The 17,688-nt window shown below is 62.2% G+C and carries 19 protein-coding genes; 4 read left to right on the forward strand and 15 right to left on the reverse strand.

Going from position 1 to position 17,688, the window contains the following annotated elements:
• Positions 1-2: 2 nt before the first annotated feature.
• The 10 genes from fabZ to AC1DXM_RS08190 form a co-directional block, all read right to left on the reverse strand.
• Positions 3-455: a 3-hydroxyacyl-ACP dehydratase FabZ gene (fabZ, locus tag AC1DXM_RS08145; protein ID WP_142865736.1), complete on the reverse strand. Its 453-nt coding sequence runs from the start codon at positions 453-455 to the stop codon at positions 3-5.
• Between the two features lies 1 nt (position 456).
• A complete protein-coding gene (gene lpxD, locus AC1DXM_RS08150) occupies positions 457-1,515 on the reverse strand; it encodes a UDP-3-O-(3-hydroxymyristoyl)glucosamine N-acyltransferase (RefSeq protein ID WP_477232602.1) in 1,059 nt (352 codons plus the stop codon).
• A gap of 76 nt (positions 1,516-1,591) precedes the next feature.
• Positions 1,592-3,964, reverse strand: coding sequence for an outer membrane protein assembly factor BamA (gene bamA, locus AC1DXM_RS08155; protein ID WP_477232603.1), 2,373 nt, complete (start codon positions 3,962-3,964; stop codon positions 1,592-1,594).
• Between the two features lie 217 nt (positions 3,965-4,181).
• Entirely contained in the window at positions 4,182-5,324 is a 1,143-nt protein-coding gene (rseP, locus tag AC1DXM_RS08160; protein ID WP_477232604.1) for an RIP metalloprotease RseP, read from the reverse strand.
• Between the two features lie 104 nt (positions 5,325-5,428).
• A complete protein-coding gene (locus AC1DXM_RS08165; RefSeq protein WP_477232605.1) occupies positions 5,429-6,244 on the reverse strand; it encodes a phosphatidate cytidylyltransferase in 816 nt (271 codons plus the stop codon).
• Between the two features lie 11 nt (positions 6,245-6,255).
• On the reverse strand, positions 6,256-6,978 hold the full coding sequence (locus AC1DXM_RS08170; RefSeq protein WP_477232606.1) for an isoprenyl transferase: 723 nt from the start codon (positions 6,976-6,978) through the stop codon (positions 6,256-6,258).
• 31 nt (positions 6,979-7,009) lie between these two features.
• On the reverse strand, positions 7,010-7,564 hold the full coding sequence (frr, locus tag AC1DXM_RS08175) for a ribosome recycling factor (RefSeq protein ID WP_112561637.1): 555 nt from the start codon (positions 7,562-7,564) through the stop codon (positions 7,010-7,012).
• 97 nt (positions 7,565-7,661) lie between these two features.
• Positions 7,662-8,384, reverse strand: coding sequence for a UMP kinase (gene pyrH, locus AC1DXM_RS08180; RefSeq protein WP_023671026.1), 723 nt, complete (start codon positions 8,382-8,384; stop codon positions 7,662-7,664).
• 152 nt (positions 8,385-8,536) lie between these two features.
• Entirely contained in the window at positions 8,537-9,646 is a 1,110-nt protein-coding gene (locus AC1DXM_RS08185; RefSeq protein WP_477232607.1) for an aldo/keto reductase, read from the reverse strand.
• Between the two features lie 36 nt (positions 9,647-9,682).
• Positions 9,683-10,210, reverse strand: coding sequence for a nuclear transport factor 2 family protein (locus AC1DXM_RS08190; protein WP_477232608.1), 528 nt, complete (start codon positions 10,208-10,210; stop codon positions 9,683-9,685).
• 114 nt (positions 10,211-10,324) lie between these two features.
• Between AC1DXM_RS08190 and AC1DXM_RS08195 the strand changes: the two genes are divergently transcribed.
• Positions 10,325-11,251, forward strand: coding sequence for a LysR family transcriptional regulator (locus AC1DXM_RS08195; RefSeq protein ID WP_477232609.1), 927 nt, complete (start codon positions 10,325-10,327; stop codon positions 11,249-11,251).
• Positions 11,252-11,287: 36 nt separating this feature from the next.
• Here AC1DXM_RS08195 and tsf read toward each other — a convergent pair whose 3' ends face one another.
• The 5 genes from tsf to AC1DXM_RS08220 all read right to left on the reverse strand — a co-directional run bounded on the left by tsf (position 11,288) and on the right by AC1DXM_RS08220 (position 15,037).
• A complete protein-coding gene (tsf, locus tag AC1DXM_RS08200) occupies positions 11,288-12,208 on the reverse strand; it encodes a translation elongation factor Ts (protein WP_181057059.1) in 921 nt (306 codons plus the stop codon).
• Between the two features lie 109 nt (positions 12,209-12,317).
• A complete protein-coding gene (rpsB, locus tag AC1DXM_RS08205) occupies positions 12,318-13,100 on the reverse strand; it encodes a 30S ribosomal protein S2 (RefSeq protein WP_142865747.1) in 783 nt (260 codons plus the stop codon).
• Between the two features lie 176 nt (positions 13,101-13,276).
• Positions 13,277-13,888: a LysE family translocator gene (locus AC1DXM_RS08210; protein ID WP_477232610.1), complete on the reverse strand. Its 612-nt coding sequence runs from the start codon at positions 13,886-13,888 to the stop codon at positions 13,277-13,279.
• Positions 13,885-14,163, reverse strand: coding sequence for a DUF4031 domain-containing protein (locus AC1DXM_RS08215; RefSeq protein ID WP_112561631.1), 279 nt, complete (start codon positions 14,161-14,163; stop codon positions 13,885-13,887). The genes AC1DXM_RS08210 and AC1DXM_RS08215 overlap by 4 nt, the downstream gene beginning before the upstream one ends.
• Positions 14,164-14,206: 43 nt before the next feature.
• The gene (locus AC1DXM_RS08220) at positions 14,207-15,037 is read right to left on the reverse strand and encodes a cell envelope integrity EipB family protein (RefSeq protein WP_352586969.1); all 831 of its coding nucleotides are present in this window, start codon (positions 15,035-15,037) and stop codon (positions 14,207-14,209) included.
• Positions 15,038-15,175: 138 nt separating this feature from the next.
• Here AC1DXM_RS08220 and AC1DXM_RS08225 point away from each other — a divergent pair, with 138 nt between their 5' ends.
• From AC1DXM_RS08225 to AC1DXM_RS08235, 3 genes are read left to right on the forward strand one after another with little or no spacing between them, the layout of a single operon-like run.
• Entirely contained in the window at positions 15,176-15,640 is a 465-nt protein-coding gene (locus AC1DXM_RS08225) for a RidA family protein (protein ID WP_477232611.1), read from the forward strand.
• 13 nt (positions 15,641-15,653) lie between these two features.
• Positions 15,654-16,382, forward strand: coding sequence for a glycerophosphodiester phosphodiesterase (locus AC1DXM_RS08230; protein ID WP_477232612.1), 729 nt, complete (start codon positions 15,654-15,656; stop codon positions 16,380-16,382).
• Between the two features lie 55 nt (positions 16,383-16,437).
• The gene (locus tag AC1DXM_RS08235; protein ID WP_477232613.1) at positions 16,438-17,652 is read left to right on the forward strand and encodes a GNAT family N-acetyltransferase; all 1,215 of its coding nucleotides are present in this window, start codon (positions 16,438-16,440) and stop codon (positions 17,650-17,652) included.
• The last annotated feature ends 36 nt before the right edge of the window (positions 17,653-17,688 follow it).

Consider the following 17,688-nt stretch of genomic DNA (forward strand, 5'->3'; position numbering starts at 1 on the left):
CGTCAGCCGGTAACCATCATTGCCGAGATCTCGGCTTCGGCGGCCTTTGCGCCTTCCACCATGGCCTCGCAGGCGAATTTGAGCAGGTTGCCGCGCATTTTGATTTTCTTGACGTGGATCTTCAGCTGGTCGCCCGGAACGACCGGTTTGCGGAATTTCGCGTTGTCGATGGTCAGGAAATAGACCAGTGACGGCTTTTCTGTGTTGAGGCTGCGAATGCAGATCGCGCCGGCCGTCTGTGCCATGGCCTCGACGATCAGCACGCCCGGCATCACCGGCTGGTCCGGGAAATGGCCCTGGAAATGCGGCTCATTGATGGTCACGTTCTTGATGCCGATGGCCGAGTCGTTGCCATCGATCTCGACAATGCGGTCGATCATCAGGAAGGGATAGCGATGCGGCAAAAGCTTCATCAACCCCAATATATCGACCGCTTCGAGCGTCGCCGGCACCATCTCAGCTACTTCCCCCCTCGCCCTGCTTGCGCGTCCTGGCGAGCTTGCGCAGCATGGCGATCTCGCGCATGGCTTCCGCCATCGGCTGCGCCGGATAGCCTCCCCAGATCTCGCCCGCCGGCACGTTGCTCATGAACCCGCTTCTCGCCGCAAGCTTGGCCCCCGATCCTATGGTCAAATGATCGGCAAGGCCAACGCCGCCGCCCATGGTGACACCATCGCCGACGACGACGGAGCCGGAGATACCCGAAAGCCCGGCTATAATGCAATTGCGGCCGATGCGAACGTTATGGGCGATCTGCACCAGATTGTCGATCTTGGTGCCCTGGCCGATGACTGTATCCGACATGGCGCCGCGATCGACTGTCGTGTTCGAGCCGATTTCGACATCGTCCTGGATGATGACGCGGCCGATCTGCGGCACACGCTCCGGCCCTTTGGCACCGCCGACGAAGCCAAACCCGTCCTGGCCAATGCGGGCGCCACCGTGGATGATGACGCGGTTGCCGATGAGGGCATACTGGACGCTCACGCCTGGACCAATATAGCCATCGCGGCCGATCTGGCAGGAGGGGCCGATAACGGCGTGGGGCGCAATGACCGTTCCGCTGCCGATGGAAGCGCGTGGGCCGATGACCGCTCCGGCTTCGATGATCGCGCCGGCCTCGATATGCGCCGAGGCATCGACATGAGCCTGCGGCGAGACCCCGGTTTCGCTGGTCATCGGTCCCGGAGTGGCCGCCATCGGGAACAGCAGCCGGCCGATCATGGCGAAAGCCTGTTGCGGTCGAGGATGGACCAGAACCGCGATGCCGGCCGGCGCCTTGGCGGCGAATTCGGTGGGACACAGCACGGCCGCCGCCTTCAGCGACTGCATCAGCGTGAAATTGCGCTTGCCGTCGACGAAAACGAGCGCACCCTCGGCGCCTTCACTGGCTGGCGCCAAGGCGTCGATCGATATGTGGGCAAGGTCGGAATCGACTAGCGCCGCGCCGGTCAGATTCGCGACTTCGCCGGCCGTATACCGGCGTGATGGCGCGAAGAACACCGGATCGGTCATTCCAGAAGCAATATCCAGCTAGGTCGGATCAGTTTCTTCCGGACCCCAACGGCCCGGAAGCATCGTTACCCGAACGTCAGAAGCGGCTCGACATGCCGAAGTTGAATTCCTGCACGTCGTCGGTCGACTCTTTCTTGACCGGGATCGCATAGTCGATGCGGATCGGGCCGAAAGGCGACGACCACAACAAGCCGACACCAACCGAGGCGCGCAGCTTCATGTCAGTTGAGGTTTGGGTGACACCAGGGGTGTCAATCGCGCTGCCATATAGTGTGGCGGCATCTGCAAACACAGCGCCACGCAGGCCGAAACTTTCCGGGATGACTGGCACAGGGAACTGGGCTTCCGCCGAGGCATTGAAATAAGTAGTGCCGCCTAGGTGGTCATCTGTATTAATGTCCGCAGGGCCAATACCACCATACTCGAAGCCGCGGATCATGCGGTCGTTGCTCTGGAACTGATCGAAGATACGCAGGCCGTTATCGCCATAGCCCGCAATATGGCCAGCGCCGCCTGAGATCAGGCCGACCAGATCCAGTTGTTCGGACAAGGTCTGGTAGACAGTGCCACGACCGGTAACCTTGACGAATTTAGCATCACCACCAAGGCCAGCCACTTCCACCGTCGTGGTGGCGTAGATACCTTCATGCGGGCTCTTCATGTCGTCGATGGTGTTGTAGACCAGCCCAAGGCTAACCGATGACTTGATCCACGGGCTTTCGTCAATTCCCTCGACGATCGCAGGAGATATATCGCAGTCGGCGTCGGGAACGCCATCGTGAGGCGTGTCATCGCAACCGTCGTCGAGCTTGTACTTCTCCTGGGTGATATTGTACGCCAGCTGGGTCGAGATATTGTCGGTGATCGGCAAACCGAACCGAACTGTCGCGCCCAGCGTCTCGCTGTCGTATTTGCTGAAATTCCGGGTCTGCTGGAAGATATCGAAGCCAGCTGCGATACGGCGTCCGAGGAAATAGGGCTCGGTGAAGGAGAGGCTGTAGTCGCGCGAATTCTTGCCGCCGCCGGCCGAGACCTTGATGTACTGGCCGCGACCGAGGAAGTTGCGCTCCGCGATCGATCCTTCGACGGACGGGCCTGCAGTCTCGCCACCGGTCGAATAGCCGGCACCGACCGAGAACTCGCCGGTCGATTTCTCGACCACGTCGACCACCAGCACGACCTGATCAGGTTCGGAGCCCGGAACAGTCGAAATGTCGACTTTTTCAAAATAATCCAGCGCTTCCAGCCGCTTCTTCGCGCGCTGGATCAAAACCTGGTTGAAGGCGTCACCTTCGCTGACGTCGAATTCACGGCGAATGACATAGTCGCGCGTGCGATCGTTGCCGCGTATTTCGATGCGCTCGATATATGCCTTTGTGCCCTGGTCGATCGTATAGACGACCGAAATGGTGTGGTTCTCGAAGTTGCGGTCGCCGCGCGGCGTCACCTGGGCGAAGGCATAGCCCGAACCCGCGACTTTCTCGGTCAGCGCGATGATCGTGTCCTCGACATCCTTGGCGTTGTAGACATCGCCCTTGTGGGTCTGGACCACCGATTCCAGCGACTTCGAATCGACTTCCGGAATGGTGCTCTCGACGCTGACATCGCCGAACGTGTAGCGGTCGCCTTCCTGCACGGTGATGGTGACGGTGTACTGATTGGTGGTGTCGTCGAGTTCACCGACTGCGGAGACCACCTGGAAGTCGGCATAGCCGTGATTGTAGTAGAAGCGACGCAGCGTCTCCTGGTCGGCGCGCAGCTTGTCCTCGTCATAGACGTCGTCGCGCAGCACAAAGGACAGGATGCTCGAGCGCTTGGTGGCGATGACGTCGGACAGGCGACGGCTCGAATAGGCGCTGTTGCCGACGAAATTGACTGCGGCGATCTTGGTGCGGCCACCTTCGTTGATGTTGAAGACGACGTTCACGCGGTTGTCGCCGAGATCCATGATCTGCGTGGTCACGGCGGCATCGTCACGACCGATGCGCCTGTAGGCGGCCTTTACCGCCTCGACGTCGGAATCCAGCGTTGCCTGTGAGAACGTGCTGCGCGGCTTCAACTGCACCGCAATTGCCAGCGCGTTGTCCTTGAGCTTCTTGTTGCCCTGGAACAGGACCTGGTTGACCACCTGATATTCAGACACCTTGACGACCAGCGCCGAGCCGACCTGGTTGATCTGGACGTCCGAGAACAGCCCGGTGCCGAACAGCGCCTTGACCGCATCGTCGATATCGGCGCTGGAAAACGCCTTGCCGGGCTTGATCGAGATGTAATTGCGGATGGTGTCGGCGTCGACACGCTGGTTGCCGCTGACCTCGACTCTCGAAACAACGGCCGCCTGCGCAGCAGATGTGGCAACGAACTGCACGGCAAGAGCGCCTGGCACAACCAGAGCGGCGGACATAGCCACCGCGGACGCGGCGCTCAAAAACTTGGATGCTGCCTTCATCGGGCTTTTGTACCTTTTCTCGAAGTCCCCACGGCGAGAAAACCGGACGTGCGGTAATTTCCCCTACCGTATTAACCGGATTTTCCCTACACGCAAGGCTTCTGGTTAATTTGTAATTACTTAACCCTGATGCGTGGCTTTCGCGTCACGCATACCCCCGTGCATGGTAAACGGCGTCTCAACATTGCCGGTGCCGAAGCCGAATTTCTTCATGATTTCAGCACCCAAACAGATCGTTCCAGAAAACGAAGCCCATAAATCCCAGCACCAGAAAGAGGCCGGCCCGGTACCCCATTTCCATCATCCGCTCCGATACCGGACGTCGGAAAACGGCTTCGATGGCGTAGAACAGGAGATGGCCGCCGTCGAGGGGGGGAATCGGCAAAAGGTTCAGAATTCCGATCCCGACTGACAGCAATGCAACAAGTTGCACCAGCCATTCGAAGCCGAGTTTGGCCGCCTGGCCCGACATCTTGGCGATCTTGATCGGACCGCCCAGCTGGCATTTGTCCTCGCGGCCGACAACGAAACGCTGCAGGAAGTGGCCAGTGCCCTGAATGGCCTGCCCCGTCTGCTCAACCGCCGCTCCGAGCGCGGCAATCGGACTGTAGGTGATCACCCTCGGCTGGCCGAGCTCCTTGTTGTTGACCACGCCGATGACGGCCACCTTGGTCTTGTTGCCCAGCGCGTCCTGCTGTTCCATCAACTCCGGCGTCGCGGTGACGGTGATCTCCTTGCCATCGCGCAGCATGGTGAAGGTGAGCGAGTCGCCGGCGCGACCCTGCACAAGGCGCTGGACGTCGGCGAAGGTCTCAACCTTGCTGCCGTTGACGGCGACGAATCGATCGCCGGGCAAAATGCCGGCCTTTTCCGCCGGGCTACCGGCGGTGACTTGAGCCACCATCGGCTCCAGCACAGGGCGGCCATAGAGAGAAAACATCACGGTGAAGACGGCGATGGTCAAAAGGAAGTTGAACAGCGGCCCGGCAACCACCGTGGCCGCGCGCTTCCAGATCGGCCGTGTGTGGAAGGCAACTTCGCGTTCGGCATCGGTCAGCTTCTCCAGCTCTTCCGTGCCGGGCTGGCTCGACGTGGCGCTCATGTCGCCGACGAATTTGACATAGCCGCCAAGCGGTATGGCGCAAAGCTTCCAGCGCGTGCCGTGGCTGTCGTTGAAGCCGAAAAGCTCGGGGCCGAAGCCGATCGAGAAGGCTTTTACGCCGATGCCGCACCAGCGGCCGACGAGGTAGTGGCCCATTTCGTGAACGAAGACGACGACGGTCAGCACGAACAGAAACGGCACCAGCGTGCCGAGGACAAAGCCTTGCGTGCTGAAAAACGCGTGAAGTATCTCGTTCAAGTCGTGCCCTCAAATTCACCCACGGCGAAAAGGTGACGCCGCGACTGTGACATCAATCCAGGCGAATCCGTGGCACGCGCCATTTCTTCGCCGTCAAATGCCGCTCAAGCCGGAAAAAGCCCCTGCGCCGGATGATCGGCGCCCGCCGAAATCCAACCGATGACGTATAGGGCAAAAGCCGCCGCGACAAGCCCATCCACCCTGTCCATGACGCCGCCGTGTCCTGGTATCAACGCGCTGGAATCCTTGCGGCCGTGCCGGCGCTTGACCCAGGATTCGAAGAGGTCGCCAGCCTGGGCGACAATAGACAACACCAACGCGACCAAAGCGAGGACGCCAAGATTGCCGGCCCCGGCGGCGGCAGCCAGAAGCACGCCGGCGACCACGCCGCCGACAGCACCGCCAAGCGCGCCGCTCTGCGTCTTGCCGGGTGAAATCGATGGCGCAAGCTTAGGCCCGCCGACGGCGCGGCCGACGAAATACGCAAAGATGTCGGTCGCCCAGACCACGGCGAACAAAAACAGGATCGCGACCAGGCCGGAACGGTCGCCGTCGCGCAATAGCGCCAGCGACAGGCCGGACAGCGCTGCGTAGGCGAGGCCGGCGGCATCCCATTGCGCGGCTCCGCGCATACGTGCGCCGACCGCCGCGACGACAACCATGGCCAGGACAAGAGACAGCAGCCACGACGCCGGCACGCCGGCGATCAGGGCGCCGACGAAAACCAGAAGCAACGCCTCTGGAACGAATCCGAGGGCCGCACCGGCCGCAGGGCGCGACATGCGCGCCCATTCATAGAAGATGACTGCCGCCATGCCGGCGCAAAGCAAGCGGAACCACAGCCCGCCCAACCAGGTCAGGCCAAGTGCTATTGCAGCCAGCACCAGCGCCGAGACGATGCGAAGCTGAAGATTGTTCATCCCGCCGCCGGTCACGAGGCGGCGACATCTTGGGCGGCGAGCCCGCCGAAGCGGCGCTCGCGGCCGGCGAAGTCGCGCAGTGCGTCGGCCAGGTGTTCGCGGCTGAAATCGGGCCAGTAGCAAGGCAGGAAGACCAGTTCGCTGTAGGCTGCCTGCCACAAAAGGAAGTTCGACAGCCGAAGCTCGCCGCTGGTGCGGATGACCAGCTCCGGGTCGGGAATGCCCGCGGTATCGAGGGCGCCGGCAAAAGATTCCGCCGTGATCGCCTCTGCGTCGATCTCGCCGCGCGCTACAGCGGCTGCGAGCTTGCGCGCCGTGCGCACGATCTCGTCGCGCCCGCCATAGTTGAAGGCGATGATAAGCGTCAGCGCTTCATTGCGGGCGGTCAGCGATTCGGCCTCTTCGAGCAGGCCTCTAATGTCCGGCTGCAGCCCTGCCCTGTCGCCGATGATTCTGACGCGCACGCCGCTCTGGTGCAGTTCGGCCAGATCGCGGCGGATGAACAGCTTCAACAGCCCCATCAGGTCGCTGACTTCGGATTTGGGCCGCGACCAGTTTTCCGACGAAAAGGCATAGACGGTCAGGAAGGAAATGCCGAGACCGGGCGCTGCGCGCACCGTCTTGCGCAGCGCCTCGACGCCGGCGCGATGGCCAGCAAGCCGCGGCAAGCCGCGCGCCTTGGCCCAGCGTCCGTTTCCATCCATGATGATCGCGACATGCGCGGGCGTTGCCATGGTCTCGCTTTCGAGCCGGTGTGGGCCGACCCTAAACCTGCATGATTTCAGCTTCCTTATCGGAAAGCAGGTGATCGATCGTACTGATCGTTTCGTCGGTCAGCTTCTGGACCTGATCGGAGCGCTTGCGCTGATCGTCCTCGCTGATATCGCCGTCCTTTTCCGCCTTCTTCAAGAAGTCCATGCCGTCGCGGCGGACATGGCGCGCCGCAACGCGGGCGTTCTCGGCGTAGCCGTGCGAAATCTTGACCAGTTCCTTGCGGCGCTGCTCGTTGAGCTCGGGCAGCGGAATCCTGAGATTGGTGCCATCGACGATCGGATTGAAGCCGAGATTGGATTCTCTAATAGCGCGGTCGACGGCGCCGACCATCGACTTATCCCAGACTGAGACCGAAATCATGCGCGGCTCCGGCACCGACACGTTCGCCACCTGGTTGATCGGCATGGTGGTGCCATAGGCCTGGACCTGGATGGCGTCGAGCAGATTGCTGGAGGCGCGGCCGGTGCGCAGCGAAGCCAGGTCGTGCTTGAAGGCTGCGATCGCGCCATCCATGCGCCGCTTGAGGTCGTCGAACTCACCACTCATCTTAGTCTCCTCGACCCGTTTGACCCGGGTTCACTGCTTAGGGCCGAATAGCCCGCTTTCAAAAAACTGATCCCCTTTCCGGAGAGTATACTCCGGATCACTCGTCGGCGACGATCGTGCAACGGCCGCCGCCCCTCAGAATATCGCCGAAACCACCTTTTTCGTGGATCGAATAGACGATTATCGGGATGTTGTTTTCGCGCGCAAGTGCAATTGCGGCGGTATCCATGATCGAAAGGCCCTTGTTGATGACTTCGGCGTGGCTGATGCGCTCGAAGCGGGTCGCATTCGGATCCTTCTTGGGATCGGCTGAATAAACACCGTCGACCTGGGTGCCCTTGAACAGAGCGTCGGCGCCGATCTCGGCGGCGCGCAAGGCTGCGGCCGAATCGGTGGTGAAAAACGGATTGCCGGTACCGCCGGCGAAAATGACGACCTTGCCCTGGTTCATATAGGCGGTGGCCTGGCGCTGGGAAAAACTCTCGCACAGTTCTGGCATGGCGATCGCCGACAGTACGACGGCATCGACGCCGATCTTGTTCAGCGAGGTGCGCAGCGCCAGCGAGTTGATGACCGTGGCAAGCATGCCCATATGGTCGCCGGTAACGCGGTCGCCACCCTTGGACGCCACCGCCACGCCGCGAAAGATATTGCCGCCACCGATGACGACGCCGACCTCGATGCCGAGCGCGCGGGCTTCGGCGATATCGGCGGCGATGCGGTCGACGACCGAGACATCGATGCCGAAATGTTGCTCGCCCATCAACGCTTCGCCCGATGCTTTCAGCAAGACACGTCGATAGAGGGGCTTTGCCGTCATCTGGACCTCGTCATTATTGCGTGTGGCGCGCCTGGGCAGGCCGCCCTCGCGCGGGCGCCGCCGCCGCTGGCGCGATGCGAGTTCCGATACACGAAGGGCGCCGCGATGTCACGCGGCGCCCCTCGCCCAATTCGCGTCCCCGTCGCGGCCTGTCAGTTGCTGGTGATGCTGACGGCGTCGCCTTGGACAAGCAGCGACGGCGCATAGAAGGGCGGCTTGTCGCCGGTCACGGCGCCACCGGTAACCCGAGCCTGGATCTCGGAACCGAAATAGGAGTACGGGAATGGCGGCGGTGTCTTGCTGACCGTATCCAGCCGCGCGCGAAACTCGGTGGGGATCGTGAAATCCAGCGCCGCCAGATTGTCCTGCAACTGGGCCAGCTTCGTGGCGCCAAGGATCACCGTGGCGATGCCCGGCTGCGTTGCCACCCAGTTGACCGCGACCTGGGCCATGCTGCGCCCGAGCTCGGCGGCGACCTTTTCGAGCTCCGCCACGATCGCCCAGTTGCGCTCGGTGAACTTCTGAAATCCCGGATGGGTGGTGTTGCGAAAGCCGTCGAGCCGGCCGGCATTACCATCCTGCGTCGGCCGGTATTTGCCGCTGAGCAGGCCGCTGGCCAGCGGGCTCCACACCATGATGCCGGCGCCATGGCGGGTGCCGAAGGGCACGAACTCATTTTCAATCGAGCGTTCGGCCAGCGAATATTCGAGCTGCAGGGCCGACACCGGTTCATAGCCGCGCAATTCGGCGATCGTTTGCGCGCGGGCAGCATACCAGGCCGGCACGTCGGACAGGCCGACATGGCGAATTTTGCCTGCACGCACGAGATCGTCCATCGTGCGCATGACCTCTTCGGCTGGCGTCAGCTGATCCCAGACATGGAGGAGGTAGAGGTCGATGTAATCGGTGCCTAACCGCTTCAGCGAAGCATCGACGGCGCGCAAGATGTTCTTGCGCCCATTGCCGCCGGCGTTGGGATTGCCAGGGTCCGCGTTGAAGGTGAATTTGGTGGCGATCACCGCCTTGTCGCGCAAGCCGCGCTCGGCGATGAATTCGCCGAGCCAGGTCTCGCTCGTGCCGCCGGTGTAGAGATCGGCAGTGTCGAAGAAATTGCCGCCGGCCTCGACATAGGCGTCGACCATGGCGCGCGCCGTTTCCCTGTCCGCCCCCCAGCCCCATTCCGTGCCGAAGGTCATGGTGCCCAGCGCCAGCCGGCTGACGCGCAGGCCGCTGTTGCCGAGCGTGTAATAGGTCATGGTCATGATGTTTCTTCCGATGCTGATCTGAATGATGCCGACTTACTGGCCGGGGGTTGCCTTGACCCAGGGATTGCCGCGCTCATGCGTGGCGCGGAAAATGAAGCCGTCGACTTTCCAGCCGGCGCCGGAGCGGACCAGATGATGCTCATAGGTGCCCCAGACTTCCCACAGCGGTTCGCCATTGCCTTCCATCCGGTTCCAGGCATAGCCGTTGGAAGAGACAGTGGCCGCATCCGCCTCGAGAACCCCCTGGTGGTTGGTGCGCAGATGCAGGCTGGTCTCGCTGCCGCGGAGGTTGCCGGCCCAGGTACCTATCAGATCGTCGGAGGGGATGGTGGCCGCGGGCTGTCCCGACAGGCTGCTGAAGTCGACAGTGACACGGTCGGCGAAATAGGAACGGGCAAGCTTCCAGTCCTGCGCATCGACGGCACGGTCAATGGCGTCGGCAATGCGGATGACGGCGCGTTCGTCGGCGAGCGCGCGCCAGCCGGACGGCTCGGCGCCGCCGGCATCGGCCGGCGCCAAAGCAAGGCCTGCTGCGAAGGTAACGTGTTTCAAGGCGTTCATGTTCTTCTCCTCGGTGCATCCGCCCGCCGCCGATGTGTTGGCGACAATATGGCCCACCACGCTGGCCCCGATAAGGTTGCATGATCTGCATGTACTATGCGATATCGTGCATGAATGGATCGGGATCTGCTCAGCCATCTGCCTGTGATCATTGCCGTTGCCCGGCGCGGCGGCTTCGCGCTTGCCGCGGCCGAACTCGGCATGAGCCCGTCCGCCGTCAGCCACGCCGTGCGCCTCGTCGAGGAGCGCATCGGCCAGCCGCTGTTCGCGCGCACGACGCGCAGCGTCTCATTGACGGAAGCCGGCAAGGCGCTGGTGGAGACGGCGGCCCCTGCGCTTCAGGACATTGCCGAGCGGATGGATCGCATCCGCGCCATCAAGGGCCGGCCCTCGGGTCTGCTCAGGCTCAACGTCCCCAACATCGCTGTTCCACTGGCCGTCACGCCTGTGGTCGCGGCGATGGCGGAGCGCTATCCGGATGTGACTGTTGAATTGCTCACCGACCAGGGACTCATCGACATTGTCGGCGAAGGTTTCGATGCCGGCATCCGGCTGGGCGAGATGATCGCGCAAGACATGGTGACGGTCCGGCTGACGCCACCATTCAAGGCTGTCATCGTCGCCTCTCCCGCCTATGTCGGCCGGCATGGCCGTCCGCGCAGCGTGGCCGATCTGGCCATTCACAACTGCATCGGCTACCGGCTTGTCCGCTCCGGCGCGCTCTATCGCTGGGATCTGACCGAGGACGGCAAGGATGTCGTGGTCGAGACGAAGGGCACTGTCATCGTTACGGATTCGCTGGCCGCAATCGACCTTGCGCTTGCCGGCGTCGGGCTGACCTATGTGTTCGAGCCGCTGGTGCGCGCGGATCTTGCCGCCGGCCGCCTGGTTCAGATCCTGCCGCAAACGGCGATCGAAGAGCCCGGCCTCTTCCTTTACTTCCCGCGCCGCGCGTCGATGGCGCCGAAGCTCAGGGCCTTCATCGATACCGCACAAGAAATCGGCCGGGCATCCTTGCGGATACCCGACCGAGTTGCCTGAGCTGAGAAGCCCCTTTTCAGGGGCTATTTCCAAGGATTATTTCTTCACCGCAGCCGCGACTTCCGCCGCGAAATCGGTCTCCTCCTTTTCGATGCCTTCGCCCAACGCAAAGCGCAGATAGGCGGAGATCTTGGCCGGAGCGCCGATTTCCTTCTCGGCATCCTTGAGCGCCTTCTCGACAGTGATGTCGGGATTGAGCACGAAGGCCTGCTTCAGCAGCACGACTTCCTCGTAGAACTTGCGCAGGCGGCCCTCGACCATCTTTTCGATGATCGCTTCCGGCTTGCCAGACTGGCGTGCCTGGTCCGAGAAGATCGCCTTTTCGCGTTCCACCGCAGCCGGATCGATCTGCTCGGCCGTCAGCGCCATTGGGTTGGTGGCGGCGACATGCATGGCGACTTGGCGGCCAAAGGCGTTGGCGGCATGCTCATTGCCCGTGGTTTCGATCGCGACCAGCACGCCGAGCTTGCCAAGGCCGTCGGCAACCGCGTTGTGGACGTAGGTCGCGACAGCGCCGTGCGGAACGGTCAGCTTGGCCGAGCGGCGGAAGCCCATGTTCTCGCCGATCGTGCCGACAGCGTCCTTGATGGTGTCAGCAACCGACTTGTCCGAACCCGGGTACTTTGCGGCAGCCACGGCTTCGGTCGTGCCATAGGCGAGTGCAACCTTGGCGACGTTGGCGACGATTTCCTGGAAAGCAGCGTTGCGGGCGACGAAGTCGGTTTCGGAATTGACTTCGACGACAGCAGCCTCGCGCACGCCATTGTCGACACCGATCAGGCCCTCTGCCGCGGTGCGGCCGGCCTTCTTGTCGGCCTTCGAGATGCCCTTCTTGCGCAGCCAGTCGACGGCCTCTTCCATGTTGCCGTTGGTCTCGGTCAACGCCGCCTTGCAGTCCATCATGCCCGCGCCCGTCAAGTCGCGGAGTTCTTTGACCTGTGCAGCCGAAATGCTCATTGTCGCCTCTTTGTTTTAAATGCACCGACGCACCACCGGTACTCGGTGATGCGTCCGTTTAGCGTGCCAGAATATTAGAAAGATGAAGGCCGGGACCGGCCTTCGACTATCAGGCTTCCGGGGTCTCGGCCGCCGGGGTCGGATCCAGCGCCGGTTCGACCGGAGCTTCGACCGAGGCGCCGATGTCGACGCCGAGCGCGCCCTGCTGGCGAGCGATGCCGTCGATGGCAGCCTTGGCGATCAGGTCGCAATAGAGCTGGATGGCGCGCGCCGCGTCGTCATTGCCGGGGATCGGGAAGTCGATCTTGTCCGGATCGCAGTTCGAATCGATGATGGCGACGACCGGGATGCCGAGGCGCTTGGCCTCGAGGATGGCGATCGCTTCCTTGTTGGTGTCGATGACGAACATCAGGTCGGGCGTCGAGCCCATGTCCTTGATGCCGCCGAGCGCCTTGTCGAGCTTCTCGCGCTCGCGGTCGAGGTTCAGACGTTCCTTCTTGGTCAGGCCCTGGGCCTCACCTGCCAACATCTCGTCGAGCTTGCGCAGGCGCTGGATCGAATTCGAGATCGTCTTCCAGTTGGTCAGCATACCGCCGAGCCAACGCGAGTTGACGTAGTACTGAGCCGAACGCTGCGCCGCGTCAGCGACGATGTCCGACGCCTGGCGCTTGGTGCCGACGAACAGCACGCGGCCGCCCTTGGCGACGGTGTCCGAAACCTGCTTCAGCGCCTGGTGCAGCAAAGGCACCGTCTGCGAGAGGTCGATGATGTGGATGTTGTTGCGGGCGCCGTAGATGTAGGGCGCCATCTTCGGGTTCCAGCGGTGGGTCTGGTGGCCGAAGTGAATGCCAGCTTCCAAAAGCTGGCGCATGCTGAAATCAGGCAGTGCCATTCAAAGTTCCTTTCCGGTTAGCCTCCACGGACACAGGCATTTTTGGACTTTGTCCTCGAACGCCACCGGAGGTTTCAGCCGGATTTCTCCCGGGCAGACACCAAAGTCCGTGTGTGGAATGAGCGCGCATATAGAGGGGAAGTGCTACAAACGCAAGCGGTGAGGCACTTTACCGCTCAGCGTGCGGCAATCAGCGCTCCGGTGCCGATCATGGCGCTACCGGCGAACCGGTTCATCAGCCGCATGCGTTTGGGCGTCCTGAACCAGCCGGATGCCCTGCCCGCCAGCGCGGCGTAGGTGCCCATGGTGAGGATGTTGACGCTGACGACGACGGCCACCACCAGCAGGCCATCGGCAAATGTCATGGTGTCGAGGTTGAGGATCAGCGGCATGATCGAAGCATGGAACAAAATCGCCTTCGGGTTGCCGAGCGCCACGGACGCGCCAAGCAGGAACGACCGCGACAATCTGGTTTGAGGCAGGCCCTGTACGGTCGATTGCGCGGCCGCGGCCCGCCACATCTTGAGGCCGAGAAAGATCAGGTAGGCCGCACCGGCGTATTTCAAGGCTAGAAACACCCATTCGAAAGTCTGGGCCAGCGCCACCAGTCCGAGCAGGGCCAGGGTGACCAACACCGCGTCCCCGGCAGCGATGCCAACGCCGGCGACGAAGGCTCGCAGGAAGCCACGCGACACGCCATTGGTGATAACCGTGAACATCGCCGGACCCGGCGTCGCAGCGGCAAGCGTGATGGCAAGGCAGTAGGCCAGGAATGCCGTTAAAGTCACGATCGGCCCTTTCCGTTGGGTACCCGCACGCGCCGGAAGATCGCGACGATCTCCTCGCGGCTGCATTCGATGGCGCCGAGCCGCACCGCGCGGTCGCGCTCGAAGCCGGTTATGTCATAGTGCGGCGCCGATGTCTTGGGCGGACCCTGGTAGGACGAACGCTTGACGCCAAGCACGGCGGCGAAACGATGCAGCTCGTCGGTATCGTCGGCCATCAGGTGGCACCAGCGATGACCGGCCCACTTCCAGATCGCCGCATCGACATAGACTGCCATTGGCACCGCCATCAAGCCTGCCGTTGCCAACTCCGCATTGTTGTTATTTCGAGACCGGGCAAGGCTTTGTCTGGGAGAACAGCGACAGGTTGACCAGCTTGCCGGTCATCGAGAACTCGCCATAGTCCATGGTGAGGTCGCGGGTGATGCCGTTCTCATGCAGCTTGAAGCTGATGCGGTATTCCGGCACCTCTTCGCCGGATTTGTCGGTCTCGTCGAAATAGGCGATGTCGACCGGCCAGTATTTGTCGCCGGCAAGCTTGGCCAGCGCCGGCGCTTCGGGATCGGCCTTGTCGCCCTCGGTCTTCTTGCCGACGATGACGGTGGTGGTCATCACCTTGTTGGCATCCTCCGAACCGTCGAACAGGCTGGTTTCGTAGAAATTCTCGCCCTTCTCGGCCTTGCCGATCAGTTCGACCAGATGCTGGGTCGGGAACTGGGTGGCGGCGAGTTCGAGGCTGCTCTTCTCGGGCTTGTCGATGTCGACCTTGAGGCCCTTGGTCTCTTTCGTGGCGGTGCCCTTGACCTCCTTGTCGAGATTCTGGTCGACGAAGGATTTGGTCACGAACGAGAAAGTCTTGCCTTCCGCGTCCTCGAACGTGGTCGTCTGCTGATCGGTCAGCCTGGTGTTGTCGCCGGTGACGATCTGGGTGACGAAACGGAATTTTACCGTATAGCCCTCGCAGGGCGAGCCATTGAACTCATAGACCATGCGGCCGGAGATGCCGGTGATCCCCGAACGATCCGACGCCTTGCTGAGCGTAAGATCGTAGACGGCGCGATGCGCCTGCAATGCCGGCACGGCAAAGGCGGGAGCCATCGAGAACAGCGCCGGGACAAGAACGGCGTGGAAGGCAAGGCGCGTTGCGCGCATAGGGGGCTCCGATCGTCGCGGCTGGTGGCAGGCCGCAGGGAAAGATGGTCCAGCTTAAAAAAAGTCGTGGCGGAAGCGAGGCAAAAATAGCAATTTCGGCCCGGCCAGCGCGGCGTCTCCAAGCAATAGGGAAATACGATGAGTGAAACAATCGAAAAGCGGCTAAGCGATCTCGGCGTGACGTTACCGGCCGCCGCTGCACCCGCCGCGAACTATGTGCCCTATTGCAGGTCTGGCAATCTCTTGTTCACCGCCGGGCAGTTGCCACTCAAGGACGGCAAGCTGCAGGCAAGGGGCCTGCTCGGCCGCGACGTCGACACGGCAGCCGGCAAGGAAGGTGCAAAATACTGCGCAATCAACATTTTGGCGCAGGCCAAGGCGGCGCTTGGCGATCTCGAAAAGATCCAGCGTCTGGTCAAGATCACCGTCTTCGTCGCATCAATGCCGGATTTCGTCGAGCAGCATCTGGTCGCCAACGGCGCGTCCGATTTCCTGGTCGCCGTCCTTGGCGAACGCGGCAAGCATGCCCGCTCTGCCGTCGGCACCGCCTCGCTGCCGCTTAATGCCGCAGTGGAAATCGAAGCCGTCTTCGAAGTCGCATGAGCAGGACTGAGCTATGACCGACCTTTCCTGGCTGACCGCCCGCCCCGTCGCGCATCGCGGCCTCCACGACATGAACAAGACGCGCTGGGAGAACACGCTGTCGGCCTTCGCGGCGGCCGCCGAGCGCGGTTATGCGATCGAATGCGACGTGCACCTGTCGTCCGACCGCGTTCCGGTCATCATGCATGACGGCGACCTCAAGCGGCTGACCGGTCAGGACGGCTTCGTCTGGCAACGCACGGGGGCGGAACTGGCCGCACTCAGGATCGGCGGCACCAAGGACCATGTGCCGACGTTGCAGGAAGTGCTCGACCTTGTCGACGGCCGCGTGCCGCTGGTCGTCGAACTGAAGGGCGTGCCCGGCTATGACGAGGGACTGGTGGCCAGCGTCGGCAAGATGCTCAAGCGCTACAGGGGCAAGGCGGCAATCATGTCGTTCGATCATTGGCTGGTCCGCGACTTCCCCAAAGATGCGCCTGGCATTCCGGGTGGGCTTACGGCCTATGGCAGGGACAACCAGCTGATCGAGGCGCATTTCGCCATGCTGGCGCACGACCTCGCCTTCACCTCCTATGCCGCGGGCGATTTGCCGAACCCGTTCGTCAGCTTCGTGCGTGAGAAGCTGAAAATGCCTGTCATCACCTGGACGGTGCATGACCAGCCGGCAGTCGATCTCACCTTCAAATACGCCGACCAGATGACGTTCGAAGGGTTCGAACCCGATCTGGTCAAAGTCGCTTGAGCCAAGTGCCTCAAACGTGACTTGTAGCGGCCCGCACAGAGCTTAAATAAGTCTCATGGATCAGGGTGACGAAGGCGATGGACAAACGGCGAATGCGGAGTTTTCCATCCGCATCGCCGCCGGAATTAATGCCTTCACCTGCGATGAGTGGAACGGATTTGCCGGCACCACGCGCGGTTGCATAGAAAACGGCTATAACCCTCTGATTTCATACGCTTTTCTGGGCGCGCTTGAGGATTCCGGCTGCGCCGTGCGGCGCACCGGTTGGCAGGGCCATCACCTCAGGCTGGAAAATGCGCAAGGCAGATTGCTGGGCGCGATGCCTTGCTATCTCAAATCGCACAGCCAGGGCGAATATGTCTTCGACCATGGCTGGTCGGATGCATTCGAGCGCGCCGGCGGCCGCTACTATCCAAAATTGCAGTGCGCCGTGCCGTTCTCCCCTGTCACCGGCCCTCGCCTGCTGGTCAGCAGGGGCGAGGATAGCGCGACTGTGAAGGCCGGTCTCGCGGCGGGCCTGAAGGCGGTGACGGAAAAGCTCGGTGTGTCCTCAGCGCACGTCACCTTCGCGCAGGAAAGCGACGTCGCCATCCTCGAAGCATCCGGTTTCCTGCATCGCACCGACCAGCAGTTCCATTTCTTCAACGAGGGCTTTTCGACCTATGATGATTTCCTTGCCACGCTGGCATCGCGCAAGCGCAAGGCGATGAAGAAGGAGCGCCGCGAAGCGCTCGCCAACGACATCTCGATCGACTGGCTGACCGGCAAGGACCTGACCGAAAAGGCCTGGGACGATTTCTTTGCCTTCTACATGGACACCGGCAGCCGCAAATGGGGCCGGCCCTATCTCAACCGCAAGTTCTTCTCGCTGATCGGCGAGCGGATGGCCGATGACATCCTGCTGGTGATGGCCAAACGCAATGGCCGCTATATCGCCGGCGCCATCAACTTCATCGGCTCCGATGCGCTCTACGGGCGCAATTGGGGCTGCATCGAGGACCACCCCTTCCTGCATTTCGAGGTCTGCTACCATCAGGCCATCGACTTCGCCATTGAGCGCAAGCTGAAGGTGGTTGAGGCGGGTGCACAGGGTGAGCACAAGCTGGCCCGCGGCTACCGTCCCGTGACCATGCATTCGGCGCATTACATTGCGCATCCCGGCCTGCGCAACGCGGTGGCAGATTATCTCCGCCGTGAGCGGCGCGAGGTCGAGCGAATGGGCGAAATTCTGGAAGAGCACACGCCTTTCCGCAAGGATCTGGAAGAGTAGCGGTCTGTCGTCCCGGGTGCCATTCGATCCGGTCTC

The organism is Mesorhizobium sp. P3_A2, assembly GCF_056403115.1.